This is a genomic window from Pseudomonas sp. SMSB3 (assembly GCF_052041965.1).
Lineage (GTDB): Bacteria > Pseudomonadota > Gammaproteobacteria > Pseudomonadales > Pseudomonadaceae > Aquipseudomonas.
The window spans coordinates 42,321-55,214 of sequence record NZ_JBKGGV010000013.1; the positions used below are offsets into that span (position 1 = coordinate 42,321).

13 protein-coding genes are annotated in these 12,894 nt (G+C 62.5%); 8 read left to right on the forward strand and 5 right to left on the reverse strand.

All coding sequences use genetic code 11. The features are described 5' to 3' along the window. The first annotated feature begins 37 nt into the window (after nt 1-37). The 3 genes from ACLEJW_RS19235 (at nt 38) to pdeM (ending at nt 4,335) form a co-directional block, all read left to right on the forward strand. Complete coding sequence (locus tag ACLEJW_RS19235) at nt 38-1,153, forward strand: succinylglutamate desuccinylase/aspartoacylase family protein (protein WP_440778056.1); 1,116 nt, start codon at nt 38-40, stop codon at nt 1,151-1,153. A gap of 66 nt (nt 1,154-1,219) precedes the next feature. Next, the gene (locus ACLEJW_RS19240; RefSeq protein ID WP_440778057.1) at nt 1,220-3,664 is read left to right on the forward strand and encodes a ligase-associated DNA damage response DEXH box helicase; all 2,445 of its coding nucleotides are present in this window, start codon (nt 1,220-1,222) and stop codon (nt 3,662-3,664) included. Then, nucleotides 3,661-4,335 (forward strand): ligase-associated DNA damage response endonuclease PdeM, encoded by a 675-nt coding sequence (gene pdeM / locus ACLEJW_RS19245; RefSeq protein ID WP_440778058.1) that lies wholly within the window; start codon nt 3,661-3,663, stop codon nt 4,333-4,335. Before ACLEJW_RS19240 ends, pdeM begins: the two co-directional genes overlap by 4 nt. Here the strand turns inward: pdeM and ACLEJW_RS19250 are convergent. Both ACLEJW_RS19250 and dcd read right to left on the reverse strand, forming a co-directional pair. Further along, nucleotides 4,321-4,539: a hypothetical protein gene (locus tag ACLEJW_RS19250; RefSeq protein ID WP_145187791.1), complete on the reverse strand. Its 219-nt coding sequence runs from the start codon at nt 4,537-4,539 to the stop codon at nt 4,321-4,323. The genes pdeM and ACLEJW_RS19250 overlap by 15 nt on opposite strands. Nucleotides 4,540-4,637: 98 nt before the next feature. Continuing rightward, a complete protein-coding gene (dcd, locus tag ACLEJW_RS19255) occupies nt 4,638-5,204 on the reverse strand; it encodes a dCTP deaminase (RefSeq protein WP_145187793.1) in 567 nt (188 codons plus the stop codon). Nucleotides 5,205-5,532: 328 nt separating this feature from the next. On the opposite strand from dcd, the gene ACLEJW_RS19260 reads away from it, so the two are divergent. Further along, the gene (locus tag ACLEJW_RS19260) at nt 5,533-5,742 is read left to right on the forward strand and encodes a cold-shock protein (protein ID WP_016488765.1); all 210 of its coding nucleotides are present in this window, start codon (nt 5,533-5,535) and stop codon (nt 5,740-5,742) included. A gap of 125 nt (nt 5,743-5,867) precedes the next feature. Here ACLEJW_RS19260 and apbC read toward each other — a convergent pair whose 3' ends face one another. Further along, on the reverse strand, nt 5,868-6,962 hold the full coding sequence (apbC, locus tag ACLEJW_RS19265; protein ID WP_145187796.1) for an iron-sulfur cluster carrier protein ApbC: 1,095 nt from the start codon (nt 6,960-6,962) through the stop codon (nt 5,868-5,870). A gap of 155 nt (nt 6,963-7,117) precedes the next feature. Between apbC and metG the strand changes: the two genes are divergently transcribed. The 3 genes from metG (at nt 7,118) to ACLEJW_RS19280 (ending at nt 10,162) form a co-directional block, all read left to right on the forward strand. Then, nucleotides 7,118-9,163 (forward strand): methionine--tRNA ligase, encoded by a 2,046-nt coding sequence (metG, locus tag ACLEJW_RS19270; RefSeq protein WP_440778059.1) that lies wholly within the window; start codon nt 7,118-7,120, stop codon nt 9,161-9,163. A gap of 79 nt (nt 9,164-9,242) precedes the next feature. Next, on the forward strand, nt 9,243-9,881 hold the full coding sequence (gene nth / locus ACLEJW_RS19275) for an endonuclease III (RefSeq protein WP_313300570.1): 639 nt from the start codon (nt 9,243-9,245) through the stop codon (nt 9,879-9,881). Between the two features lie 104 nt (nt 9,882-9,985). Beyond that, nucleotides 9,986-10,162, forward strand: a complete 177-nt coding sequence (locus ACLEJW_RS19280; RefSeq protein ID WP_178108329.1) for a PA3496 family putative envelope integrity protein — start codon at nt 9,986-9,988, stop codon at nt 10,160-10,162. Nucleotides 10,163-10,205: 43 nt separating this feature from the next. Here the strand turns inward: ACLEJW_RS19280 and ACLEJW_RS19285 are convergent, their stop codons facing one another. Beyond that, a complete protein-coding gene (locus tag ACLEJW_RS19285) occupies nt 10,206-10,832 on the reverse strand; it encodes a response regulator transcription factor (protein ID WP_145187804.1) in 627 nt (208 codons plus the stop codon). 297 nt (nt 10,833-11,129) lie between these two features. On the opposite strand from ACLEJW_RS19285, the gene ACLEJW_RS19290 reads away from it, so the two are divergent. Next, nucleotides 11,130-11,570, forward strand: a complete 441-nt coding sequence (locus ACLEJW_RS19290; protein WP_313300565.1) for a hypothetical protein — start codon at nt 11,130-11,132, stop codon at nt 11,568-11,570. A 95-nt stretch (nt 11,571-11,665) separates the two neighbouring features. Here ACLEJW_RS19290 and ACLEJW_RS19295 read toward each other — a convergent pair whose 3' ends face one another. Further along, nucleotides 11,666-12,883, reverse strand: coding sequence for an argininosuccinate synthase (locus tag ACLEJW_RS19295; RefSeq protein WP_440778060.1), 1,218 nt, complete (start codon nt 12,881-12,883; stop codon nt 11,666-11,668). Nucleotides 12,884-12,894 lie beyond the last annotated feature (11 nt).

Genomic DNA, 12,894 nt, shown 5'->3' on the forward strand with positions numbered 1-12,894 from the left:
GTCGCAGTCCGTTTTTCGTCACGCAGCCAGGACCACCATGCACCACTCGACTCACGATTTGCTCTCCCCCGTGCCGGGCGTCACCCGGCAATTGCACAGCTTCCACTTTGGCCCCCGGAGCGGCGCCAAGGTGTACATTCAGGCGTCGCTGCATGCGGACGAACTACCTGGCATGCTGGTGGCCTGGCACCTCAAGCGGCGTCTGGCCGAGCTGGAGCGACAAGGGCGCCTGCAGCGCGAAATCGTCCTGGTGCCGGTGGCCAACCCCGTAGGCCTGGAGCAGGTCATGCTGGACGCGCCGCTGGGCCGCTTCGAGCTACAGAGCGGTGAGAACTTCAATCGCAACTTCGTCGACTTGTCCGACAGCATCGGCGATCAGGTCGAAGGCCTGCTGACCCAGGATCCGGCCCATAACCTGGCGTTGATCCGCGACCACCTGCGCCGTGGCCTGGCCGCACACCCGGCGCACACGCCCCTGCAGTCGCAACGCCTGGCCCTGCAACGGCTGGCCTGCGATGCCGATCTGGTCCTGGACCTGCACTGTGACTTCGAGGCGGTCGAGCACCTGTACACCACGCCGGAAGCCTGGCCCCAGGTCGAGCCGCTGGCACGCTTGCTGGGCGCGCAGGCCAGCCTGCTGGCCACCGACAGCGGCGGACAGTCGTTCGACGAGTGCTTCAGCCTGGTCTGGTGGCAGTTGCAGCAGCGCTTCGCCAAGCGCTTCCCCATCCCGCTGGGCAGTGTCGCGGTGACCATCGAACTGCGCGGTCAGGCCGACGTCAACCACGAACTGGCGAGCAAAGACTGCAACGCCATCGTCGGCTACCTGACCCACGCCGGTGCCATCAGCGGCTCCAGCCCTGCGCTGCCACCCCTGCCGCGGGCGGCCACCCCACTGGCAGCTGTCGAGCCGCTGGTGGCCAGCTCGGGCGGCCTGCTGGTCTATCACGCACGCCCCGGCGACTACTTGCAAGCCGGGCAGTTGGTCGCCGAAATCATCGACCCGCTCAGCGATCAGGTCGGCGAGGTACGCAATCGCCAGCCAGGCCTGTTATATGCGCGCGGTGTGCGGCGCATGGCCACCGCTGGCATGGTCATCGCCCATGTCGCCGGCACCGAGGTATGTCGCAGCGGCTACCTGCTGGCCAACTGATCGAGTAAAACCAATGGGCGCGACCGGTGGTCTGTAGAACACAGCCCTTCAGGACCGCGCCCACGCATGCCCTCCGATCTTGCCAACGCCTGGTTTGCCGCCCTCGGCTGGAAACCATTCGCATTCCAGCGCCAGGTCTGGGCAGCGGTGGAGCGCGGCGAATCCGGTCTGCTGCATGCCAGCACCGGCGCAGGCAAAACCTATGCAGTGTGGCTGGCAGCCTTGCGCGCCTTCGCCAAAACCGCCAACGCCCGCCAGCCGGCGCCCTTGCAGGTGCTGTGGATCACGCCCATGCGCGCCCTGGCTGCCGACACCGCGCGGGCCTTGCAGGCACCGGTCGATGAACTCGGCCTGAACTGGACCGTGGGTGTACGCAGCGGCGACACCAGCAGCGCCGAACGGGCGCGCCAGGCGCGGCGCCTACCCAGCGTGCTGATCACCACCCCCGAAAGCCTCACGTTGCTGCTGACCCGCGCCCAGGCGGCCGAAGACTTCGCCAGCCTGCGCATGGTGGTGGTGGATGAATGGCACGAGCTGCTCGGCAACAAACGCGGGGTGCAGTTGCAATTGGCGCTGGCGCGCCTGCGCCGCTGGCAACCGGCGCTGGTGACCTGGGGCCTGTCGGCCACACTGGGCAACCTGCCACATGCCCTGGACGTGCTGCTGCCAACAGGCGGCCAATTGGTCAAGGGCCGCCAGGACAAGCAACTGCTGGTCGACACGCTGCTGCCCAAGGCCATCGAACGCTTTCCCTGGGCCGGGCACATGGGTCTGAAGATGCTCGATCAGGTGGCCCATGAACTCGATGTCAGCACCAGCAGCCTGGTGTTCACCAATACCCGCGCCCAAGCAGAGCTGTGGTACCAGGCCCTACTCGATGCCCGCCCCGAGTGGGCCGGGCTGATCGCCTTGCACCACGCCTCGCTGGCCAGGGCAACCCGCGACTGGGTTGAGCAGAGCCTCAAGCAAGGCACTCTCAAAGCCGTGATCTGCACCTCGAGCCTGGACCTTGGCGTGGACTTTCTGCCGGTCGAGCGAGTCTTGCAGATTGGCTCGGCCAAAGGCATTGCCCGGCTCATGCAACGCGCCGGTCGTTCGGGCCACGCGCCGGGGCGGCGCTCGCGCATCACCCTGGTGCCCACCCACAGCCTGGAACTGGTTGAGGCTGCTGCCGCGCGAGCGGCATTGGCTGCCGGGCACATCGAGGCCCGCCGCTCGCCACGGCTGAGCATGGATGTGTTGGTGCAGCATCTGGTGAGCATGGCACTGGGCAGCGGCTTCCGTCCCGATCAATTGCTTGAGGAAGTGCGCAGCACCTGGGCCTTTCGCGACCTGCGCGACAGCCAGTGGCAATGGGCGCTGGACTTCGTCAATCATGGTGGCCTTTCCCTGACCGCCTATCCGGATTACCAACGGGTCGAAGCGCACCCGGACGGCCTCTGGCGGGTCGCCAGCGAGCGCTTGGCCAGGCGTCACCGCATGGGCATCGGCACCATCGTCAGCGAGGCCAGTCTGCAGCTCAAGTACTGGAGCAAAGGCGGCGGCGGCAAGCACCTGGGCAGCGTCGAAGAAGCCTTCATCGCCCGCCTGCGTCCAGGCGACACCTTGGTGTTCGCAGGTCGCGTGCTGGAATTGGTGCGGGTCGAGGGCATGACCGCCTACGTACGCCGCAGCACCGCACGCAAGGCTGCCGTCGCGCGCTGGAATGGCGGGCGCATGCCGCTGTCCAGCGAGCTGGCGGATGCTTTGGTCGAACAACTCGATGGCGCCGCTCATGGCCGCTATCAGGCTCCGGAATTGCAGGCAGTACGGCCCCTGCTGGAGGTGCAGGCACAGTGGTCGGCGCTGCCCACCCGCACGACCCTGCTCGCTGAAACCATGAGCTCGCGCCAGGGCTCGCACCTGTTTCTGTATCCGTTTGCCGGGCGCATGGCCAACCTTGGCCTGGCCAATCTGATCGCCTGGCGAGTGAGCCGGGTGCAACCGCTGTCGGTATCGATCGCGGTCAACGACTACGGCTTCGAGCTGCTCAGCCCCAGCACTGTGGACTGGGCAGGCTGCTTGCCAGAGGCACTGTCGGGGCAAGATTTGCTTGAAGACGTATTGGCCAGCCTCAACGCCGGGGAAATGGCCTTGCGGCGCTTTCGCGAAATCGCGCAGATCGCCGGCCTGGTGTTTGGCGGCTACCCGGCTGCGCAGAAAAGCACCCGACAGATCCAGGCGTCCAGCGGCCTCTTTTATGAAGTGTTTCGCAAGCACGATGCCGATAACCTGCTGCTCGGGCAGGCGCGAGACGAAGTGTTGAGTGAAGAGCTGGAGATCGAGCGGCTGCATCAGCAGCTGCTGAAAATGCAGGGGTTGCGCCTGGACCTGCGCGTCCTGCAACGGCCCGGGCCGCTGGCCTTCGCCTTGCTCGTCGAGGGCATGCGCGAAACCCTGAGCACGGAAAAACTGGCCGACCGCATCGCGCGGATGGTGGCAGACCTGGAAAAAGCAGCGAACCGGACATGACTGTGCATTTGAGTATCGAACACTGCGGCCAGACCCTATGGCTGCTGCCCGACAAAGCCATCTACTGGCCAGCGCGCAGGGCGCTGCTGGTCGCCGACGTCCACATCGGCAAGGCTGCGAGCTACCGCGCGTTGCATCAGCCGGTTCCACGGGGCACGACCACGGCGACGTTGGCACGCCTGGATGAATTGCTGCTTCGCTATGCCTGCGAACAGCTGATCGTGCTCGGCGATTTCCTGCACGCCCGCACGGCTCGGACCCCTGCAACGCTGGCCGCGTTGCAGGCGTGGAAAAATCGGCATCCAGGGCTGAAGGTGATCCTGGTACGCGGCAACCATGACAAGCACGCCGGCGATCCGCCTGCGGAACTGGGCATCGCGGTGGTGGATGAGCCGCTGCTGCTGGCGCCGTTCGCGCTCAAGCATGAACCCGAGGCACACCCTGGCTTTCCTGTACTGGCGGGCCATGTGCATCCGGTCTACGTGCTGCGCGGTCGGGGACGGCAACGGCTGCGCCTGCCCTGTTTCCTGCTGGATCAGCAGGTCAGCCTGCTGCCGGCATTCGGCGAGTTCACCGGTGGCTGGAACGTGGAGCCTGCCAACAGCACCCGCGTATTCGTCGCAGGCGCCGAGCAGGTCTGGGCACTGGCCCTGCCGTCAGGCGACAGGTGAGGGAGGCGGCTCGTCGGGAATGGTCGGCTCACCCGGTTCGGTCGGCGGCTGATCGCCCGGCTGCGGCGTATCCGGACCCGGCTGCCCTGGCACGCCGCCAAGCTGCATCGGCAGGGGCTGTGCCAGCAGTGACCACGCCAACAGACCGATCTGATTGGGCTGCAGCACGGCCAGCTTCTCACTGATGGTGGGGTTGAGTTTCATTGGCACCTCCAGACGAGGGCCGTCTCGCTTCATGCGAGTCGGCGCTGTTCACTGTGTTGGAGTGCCGTTCGGGAAACTAATTCCCCGCGCTCGTCGGATCAGGTGCGCGGCAGGGTAACGCCGCGTTGCCCCTGGTACTTGCCGCCACGATCCTTGTACGACACTTCACATTCTTCGTCGGACTCGAGGAAGAGCATCTGCGCCACGCCCTCGTTGGCGTAAATCTTGGCGGGCAGCGTCGTGGTATTGGAGAACTCCAGCGTCACGTGACCTTCCCACTCAGGCTCGAGGGGCGTGACGTTGACGATGATGCCGCAGCGGGCATACGTGCTCTTGCCCAGGCAGATGGTCAGCACATTGCGCGGAATCCGGAAGTACTCCACGGTGCGGGCCAGGGCGAAAGAGTTCGGTGGGATGATGCAAACGTCGCTCTTGATGTCGACGAAGCTGCCAGCGTCGAAGTTCTTCGGATCGACGGTGGCCGAGTTGATGTTGGTGAACACCTTGAATTCATCGGCGCAGCGCACGTCGTAGCCATAGCTGGAAACGCCGAAAGAGATGACCCGGCTGTCGTGCTCGCCGCGCACCTGGCGCTCGACGAAGGGCTCGATCATGCCGTGTTCCTGCGCCATGCGGCGAATCCACTTGTCCGATTTGATGCTCATGGCGGGGTGTCCTGAAGAGTTGCGAGGGGAAAATCCAGGCGTGCATCTTACCGGTCCCGGCGCCTGGGTTAAAGTTCCAACCCACACCCCGCGTCGGCTGCGGCCTGGAGTATCCGCCGATCTGAATTTCGACAAACCTTTCACCGGTTATTGGCAGGTCAGTGAAAGTGGGTTAAGGTGACGCCACTGTGCTGCACGCGACACCGAAGATCTGTTTGATGCACGATTCACATCGGCCCATCTGCAAGACTCCTTCTGCTCCTTTGCACTCAGTTCACGGCTGGGGCTTTTCCTGGCCGCCATCAACTTTGTCCAAGGAGACAGAAAAGTGTCCAACCGTCAATCCGGTACCGTCAAGTGGTTCAACGATGAGAAAGGCTACGGCTTCATCACCCCTCAGTCGGGCGACGACCTGTTCGTGCATTTCAAAGCCATCCAAGCTGACGGCTTCAAGACCCTGAAAGAAGGCCAGGCTGTTACTTTCGTCGCTACCCGCGGCCAGAAAGGCATGCAGGCTGAAGAAGTCCAGATCGCCTAAGTCGATCTCGCTTCCTCGCTTCAAAAAAACCCGCCTCCTGGCGGGTTTTTTTATGCCTGGTGATTGCACCAGGCCAGCCACTGGGCAAGCGGGCGGACCCGCCGCCCAGCGGCGCGCGGTAGCTGTCAGTCGTCGCTGACGGTAATGCTGGGCATGGCGGGTGCCGCCGCCTCCTGCTGGACGATGCGCGCACCGACCTGGCGCGCCAACTCCTGGTAGACCATGGCGATCTGGCTCTCAGGCTCGGCGATGGCCGTCGGCTTGCCGTTGTCGGCCTGCTCGCGGATCAGCATCGACAGCGGCAACGAAGCCAGCAGCTCGACCCCATACTGAGCCGCAAGCTTCTCGCCCCCGCCTGCGCCGAACAGGTGTTCGGCATGACCGCAGTTCGAGCAGATATGCACGGCCATGTTTTCCACTACGCCCAGCACCGGAATGTTGACCTTGCGGAACATTTCCACGCCCTTTCTGGCATCGAGCAGGGCCAGGTCCTGGGGTGTGGTGACGATCACCGAGCCAACCACCGGGACCTTCTGGGCCAGGGTCAACTGGATGTCGCCGGTGCCTGGCGGCATGTCGATGACCAGGTAATCGAGGTCATCCCAGGCAGTCTGGGTCACCAACTGCAGCAGCGCGCCGGAGACCATCGGCCCACGCCAGACCATCGGCGTGTTGTCGTCGGTCAGAAAGGCCATGGACATCACTTGCACGCCATGGGCCTGGATCGGCACGAACCATTTCTGCTCGCGGATCTGGGGGCGCGTGCCTTCGGCGATACCGAACATCACGCCCTGGCTGGGGCCGTAGATATCGGCATCGAGGATGCCGACCCGGGCGCCTTCGCGCGCCAGTGCCAGCGCCAGGTTGGCGGCGGTGGTCGATTTGCCGACGCCGCCCTTGCCCGAAGCCACGGCGATGATGTTCTTGACGTTGGCCATGCTCGGCACCTGGGCCTGGGCCTTGTGCGCCGCGACCACGCAATCGATCGACACCTGGGCCGAACCGACACCGTCGAGGTTTTCGATCGCCGTCTGCAGCACCTGCGCCCAGCCATTGCGGAACAGCCCAGCGGCGTAGCCTAACTGCAGGTGCACGGCGACCCGGTCACCCTGGATATCGATGGCGCGCACACAACCGGCGCTGACCGGGTCCTGGTTCAGATAAGGGTCGGTGTACTGGCGAAGCACGCCTTCGACGGCGGCACGGGTGACGGCACTCATGAACACTCCCATTGGCAAACTGAGTTCAAAACAGGCACCTATCCTAACCGTCAATCGTCAGCAGATGCGTGCTTGGGGTGAAATATCTTCGCTGGGCCTTTATAGTGGCCGATCACCCTGATGTTCACCTGAGCCCTATAAGTAGCCGAGCCACCATGTCCGAGCCACGCCAGATTCTCGTTACCAGCGCCCTGCCCTACGCCAATGGATCCATCCACCTTGGCCATATGCTGGAGTACATCCAGACCGACATGTGGGTGCGCTTCCAGAAGCTGCGTGGCAACCAGTGCATCTATGTCTGCGCCGACGACGCCCACGGTTCGGCCATCATGCTGCGCGCCGAGAAAGAAGGCATCAGCCCCGAGCAACTGATCGCCAATGTGCAAGCCGAGCACAGCGCTGACTTCGCTGATTTCCTGGTGGACTTCGACAACTTCCACTCCACCCACAGTGAAGAAAACCGCGAACTGTCGAGCCTGATCTACACCCGTCTGCGGGACGCCGGGCACATCGCCACGCGTTCGGTGACCCAGTACTTCGACCCGGAAAAGGGCATGTTCCTGGCCGACCGCTTCATCAAGGGCACCTGCCCCAAATGCGCGGCCGAAGACCAGTACGGGGACAACTGCGAGAAGTGCGGCGCGACCTACGCACCGACCGAGCTGAAGAACCCCAAGTCGGCAATCTCCGGCGCCACGCCAGTGCTGCGCGATTCCCAGCATTTCTTCTTCAAGCTGCCGGACTTCCAGGCCATGCTGCAGCAGTGGACCCGCAGCGGCACGCTGCAGGATGCGGTAGCCAACAAGCTGGCCGAATGGCTCGATGCCGGCCTGCAGGAGTGGGACATCTCGCGCGATGCGCCGTACTTCGGCTTCGAGATCCCAGGCGAGCCGGGCAAGTACTTCTATGTCTGGCTGGATGCGCCGATCGGCTACATGGCCAGCTTCAAGAACCTCTGCGCACGTCGCCCGGAGCTGGACTTCGATGCGTTCTGGAACGAGGGCTCGACCACTGAGCTGTACCACTTCATCGGCAAGGACATCGTCAACTTCCATGCGCTGTTCTGGCCAGCCATGCTCGAAGGCGCAGGGTTCCGCAAGCCAACCGCGGTGAACGTGCACGGCTACCTGACGGTCAACGGCGCCAAGATGTCCAAATCACGCGGTACATTCATCAAGGCGCGCACCTACCTTGATCACCTGCAGCCCGAGTACCTGCGTTATTACTACGCAGCCAAGCTTGGCCGTGGCGTCGACGATCTCGACCTGAACCTTGAAGATTTCGTGCAGAAGGTCAATTCCGACCTGGTCGGCAAAGTGGTGAACATCGCCAGCCGTTGCGCCGGCTTCATCCACAAAGGCAACGACGGCGTCATGGTCGCCGGCAACGCCGCGCCCGAATTGACCGAGGCCTTCATTGCCGCCGCCCCGTCGATCGCCGAAGCCTATGAAGGCCGCGACTTCGGCCGTGCCATGCGCGAAATCATGGCCTTGGCCGATCGCGCCAATGCCTGGATCGCCGACAAGGCGCCGTGGTCGCTGGCCAAGCAGGAAGGCAAGCAGGATGAAGTGCAGGCCATCTGCGCCCAGGGCATCAACCTGTTCCGCAAGCTGGTGATTTTCCTCAAGCCGGTGCTGCCAGTGCTCGCCGCCGATGCCGAGGCCTTCCTCAACGTCGCCCCGCTGACCTGGAACGACCACAGCACGCGGCTGGAAAACCACACGCTCAATCCATTCAAGGCGCTGATGAGCCGCATCGAGCCTGCAAAGGTCGAAGCCATGGTGGCCGCCAGCAAGGAAGACCTGCTGGCCGCCGAAGCTCAATCACCAGCGCCGGTCGGCAACGGCGAGCTGGCCAAGGATCCGCTGGCCACGCAAATCGAGTTCGACACCTTCGATGCGGTCGACCTGCGCGTTGCCCTGATCGTCAAGGCCGAGGCTGTGCCTGGCGCCGACAAACTGCTGCAGCTGACGCTGGATATCGGCGATGAGCGGCGCAATGTGTTCTCGGGGATCAAATCGGCCTACCCGGACCCTTCCAAGCTTGAAGGGCGGTTGACCATGATGGTGGCCAACCTCAAGCCGCGCAAGATGCGCTTCGGGGTGTCCGAGGGCATGGTCATGGCAGCAGGCCCGGGTGGCGAGGAGATCTACTTGCTCAGCCCTGACAGCGGCGCCAAGCCCGGTCAGCGTATCAAGTAATCCCCCTGCCCCGGCCTCAGCGCCGGGGCAGCTCCATCTGCAACCGGCCCTGCCCTGTCGTCAAGGAATGCATTGACCGATGAACGCCGCCAAACGCCTGGAGATCTTTCGCAGGCTGCACGAAGACAATCCCGACCCCAAAACGGAATTGGCTTATACCACCCCTTTCGAGTTACTGGTCGCGGTGACGCTCTCGGCGCAGTCCACCGATGTCGGCGTCAACAAGGCCACCGCGCGGCTGTTTCCGGTCGCCAACACCCCTCAGGCTATCTATGCGCTGGGTGTCGAAGGGTTGAGCGAATACATAAAGACCATCGGCCTGTATAACAGCAAGGCCAAAAATGTCATCGAAGCCTGCCGCTTGCTGATCGAGCGCCACGACGGTGTGGTTCCGCAAACCCGCGAAGACCTGGAGGCCTTACCGGGCGTAGGGCGCAAAACGGCCAACGTGGTGCTCAACACCGCTTTTCGCCAACCGACCATGGCCGTCGACACGCATATCTTTCGGGTCAGTAACCGAACCGGTATCGCGCCGGGCAAGACGGTGCTGGAGGTCGAGAAGAAGCTGATCAAGTTTGTACCCAAAGATTACCTGCTAGATGCCCACCATTGGCTCATCTTGCATGGACGCTATGTGTGCCAGGCACGCAAACCCCGCTGCGGCAGCTGCCGCATCGAAGATTTGTGCGAGTACAAGCACAAGACCAGCGACGATTGAGCCGATAGTAAAAACGCCGGCGTTTCGATTGAAAAAATCTTTTTTACCCGCGTTCGCTTTCTCGCTATAAGGACGGCCATTAGCCCTTTGGCTTGGAGCGACCCATGAGTGACGATAAAGACGACCTGTCGATCGAAGATGACTTTGTAGCTGTCGAGGACGATGCAGAGCCGCAAGTGGAGCCTGCGAAGACCAACCTGAGCAAGCGTCGCACCATCGACAACCTGCTCGAGGAGCGGCGACTGCAACGGCAACTTGCCGACTTCGACTACGACCTGTAGCCGCGCAGTTGCCTGCGCGCAGGAGGCTGCCTGCGCGGCCATCTCAATTGAGGTTATGCCGTCGCGCCAACTCGACCAGATCGACCAGCGAGTGCGCGTTGAGCTTCAGCAGCAGCCGGGTTTTGTAGGTGCTGACTGTCTTGTTGCTGAGAAACATGGCGTCGGCGATTTCCTTGTTGGAGCGCCCGCGCGCAAGCTGCTGCAACACCATCATTTCTCGGGCCGACAAACGATCGACCATCTCCGTTTCGCTGGCACCGCCCACCCGTCCCCGTGTCTTGTGCAAGGCCTGGTTAGGGAAGTAGCTGTAGCCTGAGAGCACTGCCTTGATGGCGCTGAGCAGCTCGGTGAGTTCCTGCTGCTTGCACACATAGCCAGAAGCGCCGGCCTGCATGCAGCGCATGGAAAAATGCCCAGCGGCCTGTGAGGTGAGGACCAGCACGCGGCTCCCCGGACTTGCCGCAGCCATGCGCGCGATGACTTCCAAGCCGTCCAGCTTGGGGATGCCAATGTCGAGCACCACGATATCCGGATGATGCTCGCGCGTAAGCTGCAAGGCCGCTATGCCGTTGTCGGTCTCGGCCACCACATCGTACCCGTGCCGCTCCATCAGCATGCGCACGGCCAAGCGTATGACCGGATGATCATCCACGATAAGGACTTTATTCATGCGATATCCATCATTGGTTATTTAGCATTGACGATTGCCCCACCTTAACCGAGCCGAAGGTGCAATGGCGCATCGATACCCCGCGCAAATAGCCGAATAGATGTTCCCTACAATGGTTTGGGAAATTTCCTACAAGGGGCGATTTACAGCACAAGCGCCGAAGTGCTTCGCCCTAGTGACTCAACCCACAACGCAGCGATAAGCAGGCGCGCCCGCTGACTCGGAAAGAGTCCACAATTTGGTTGAGGCGTTCAGTCGGGTATTGATAGCCGACAATATGAAAGGAGGCATCCCATCATGACCGAGAGCCAACCTGTAGCCCCGTTGACGATCATTGCCATCTTCGCGGGGATCATCGAGGCATCAGCCCTGGCCACGTTGCCGTTTCTCAGTGAAAAGAGTCAGACTTACTACACTTGGTTTCTCGTCGGCTTTCCGTTCTTTCTTACCGCCCTGTTCTTTCTGACGCTGAACTTCAACTACAAGTCGTTTTACAAACCCGATCCCGCCGAGCCCCGCGCTGCGCTTGAACCGGTGTTACAGCCGCACCCGCCGCAGGCAGTCACCATGATCTTTTCCGGGCCTGATGCACAGGCGCGCCTGCAGCAAGAGGTGCTGCAGGCGGTTACCCAAGTGCATCCGGCAGACAGGCATTGGCGTTTTCATCACGAGGAGTTACAGCGCATCGTGCTGCTGTCGATCGTCTGCCAAGCCCCAGGCTATCGCCGTGAACGTTGACCAGCAGCGGCGTGACGCGCACAAAAAACCCCGGCGGCTGCCAGGGTTTTTGATGTCTGCGCGCCAGGCGCTTCACGACATTGCCTGCGTGGCGATCAGAGCATGCCACGGCCTTTGTTGGCAGCGATGCGCATGCGCAGGGCATTGAGCTTGATGAAGCCCGCAGCATCGGCCTGGTTGTAGGCGCCGCCGTCTTCCTCGAAGGTCGCGATGTTGGCATCGAACAGCGAGTCGTCGGACTTGCGGCCGACCACGACAACGTTGCCCTTGTACAGCTTCAGGCGAACCACGCCATTCACGTTGACCTGCGAAGCGTCGATCATCTGCTGCAGCATCAGGCGCTCGGGGCTCCACCAGTAACCGGTGTAGATCAGGCTGGCGTACTTGGGCATCAGCTCGTCTTTGAGGTGAGCGACTTCACGGTCCAGGGTGATCGACTCGATGGCACGGTGTGCCTTGAGCATGATGGTACCGCCAGGGGTTTCGTAGCAGCCGCGCGACTTCATGCCCACGTAGCGGTTTTCAACGATGTCCAGGCGCCCGATACCGTTGGCACCACCGATGCGGTTCAGTTCGGCAAGCACGGTGGCCGGGGTCATGTCGACGCCGTCGATGGCGACGATATCGCCGTTGCGGTAGGTCAGCTCGATGTAGGTGGCCAGGTCAGGGGCGTTTTCTGGCGAAACGCTCCAACGCCACATGTCTTCTTCGTGCTCGGTCCAGGTGTCTTCCAGTACACCGCCCTCGTAGGAGATGTGCAGCAGGTTGGCGTCCATCGAGTACGGCGACTTCTTCTTGCCGTGACGCTCGATCGGAATCCCATGCTTTTCGGCATAGTCCATCAGCTTCTCGCGCGACAACAGGTCCCATTCGCGCCACGGGGCGATGACCTTGACGCCAGGCTTGAGGGCATAGGCACCCAGCTCGAAGCGAACCTGGTCGTTACCTTTACCGGTAGCACCGTGGGAAATGGCATCGGCGCCAGTTTCGTTGGCGATCTCGATCAGACGCTTGGCGATCAGCGGGCGGGCGATGGAAGTACCCAGCAGGTACTCGCCTTCGTAGACGGTGTTGGCGCGGAACATCGGGAAGACGAAATCACGCACGAATTCTTCACGCAGGTCGTCGATGTAGATCTCTTTGACGCCCATTGCCTGCGCTTTGGCGCGTGCCGGCTCGACTTCCTCACCCTGACCCAGGTCAGCGGTGAACGTCACCACTTCGCAGTCATAGGTATCCTGCAGCCACTTGAGAATCACCGAAGTATCAAGGCCGCCGGAATACGCCAGTACGACCTTTTTTACGTCCGCCATGCCATCACTCC

Coding starts and splice junctions, on each gene's coding strand:
- dcd (WP_145187793.1), bottom strand. CDS start 5,204: ATGAGCATCAAATCGGACAAGTGGATTCGCCGCATGGCGCAGGAACAC.
- ACLEJW_RS19295 (WP_440778060.1), bottom strand. CDS start 12,883: ATGGCGGACGTAAAAAAGGTCGTACTGGCGTATTCCGGCGGCCTTGAT.
- ACLEJW_RS19290 (WP_313300565.1), top strand. CDS start 11,130: ATGACCGAGAGCCAACCTGTAGCCCCGTTGACGATCATTGCCATCTTC.
- pdeM (WP_440778058.1), top strand. CDS start 3,661: ATGACTGTGCATTTGAGTATCGAACACTGCGGCCAGACCCTATGGCTG.
- nth (WP_313300570.1), top strand. CDS start 9,243: ATGAACGCCGCCAAACGCCTGGAGATCTTTCGCAGGCTGCACGAAGAC.
- metG (WP_440778059.1), top strand. CDS start 7,118: ATGTCCGAGCCACGCCAGATTCTCGTTACCAGCGCCCTGCCCTACGCC.
- ACLEJW_RS19250 (WP_145187791.1), bottom strand. CDS start 4,539: ATGAAACTCAACCCCACCATCAGTGAGAAGCTGGCCGTGCTGCAGCCC.
- ACLEJW_RS19285 (WP_145187804.1), bottom strand. CDS start 10,832: ATGAATAAAGTCCTTATCGTGGATGATCATCCGGTCATACGCTTGGCC.
- ACLEJW_RS19240 (WP_440778057.1), top strand. CDS start 1,220: ATGCCCTCCGATCTTGCCAACGCCTGGTTTGCCGCCCTCGGCTGGAAA.
- ACLEJW_RS19280 (WP_178108329.1), top strand. CDS start 9,986: ATGAGTGACGATAAAGACGACCTGTCGATCGAAGATGACTTTGTAGCT.
- ACLEJW_RS19235 (WP_440778056.1), top strand. CDS start 38: ATGCACCACTCGACTCACGATTTGCTCTCCCCCGTGCCGGGCGTCACC.
- apbC (WP_145187796.1), bottom strand. CDS start 6,962: ATGAGTGCCGTCACCCGTGCCGCCGTCGAAGGCGTGCTTCGCCAGTAC.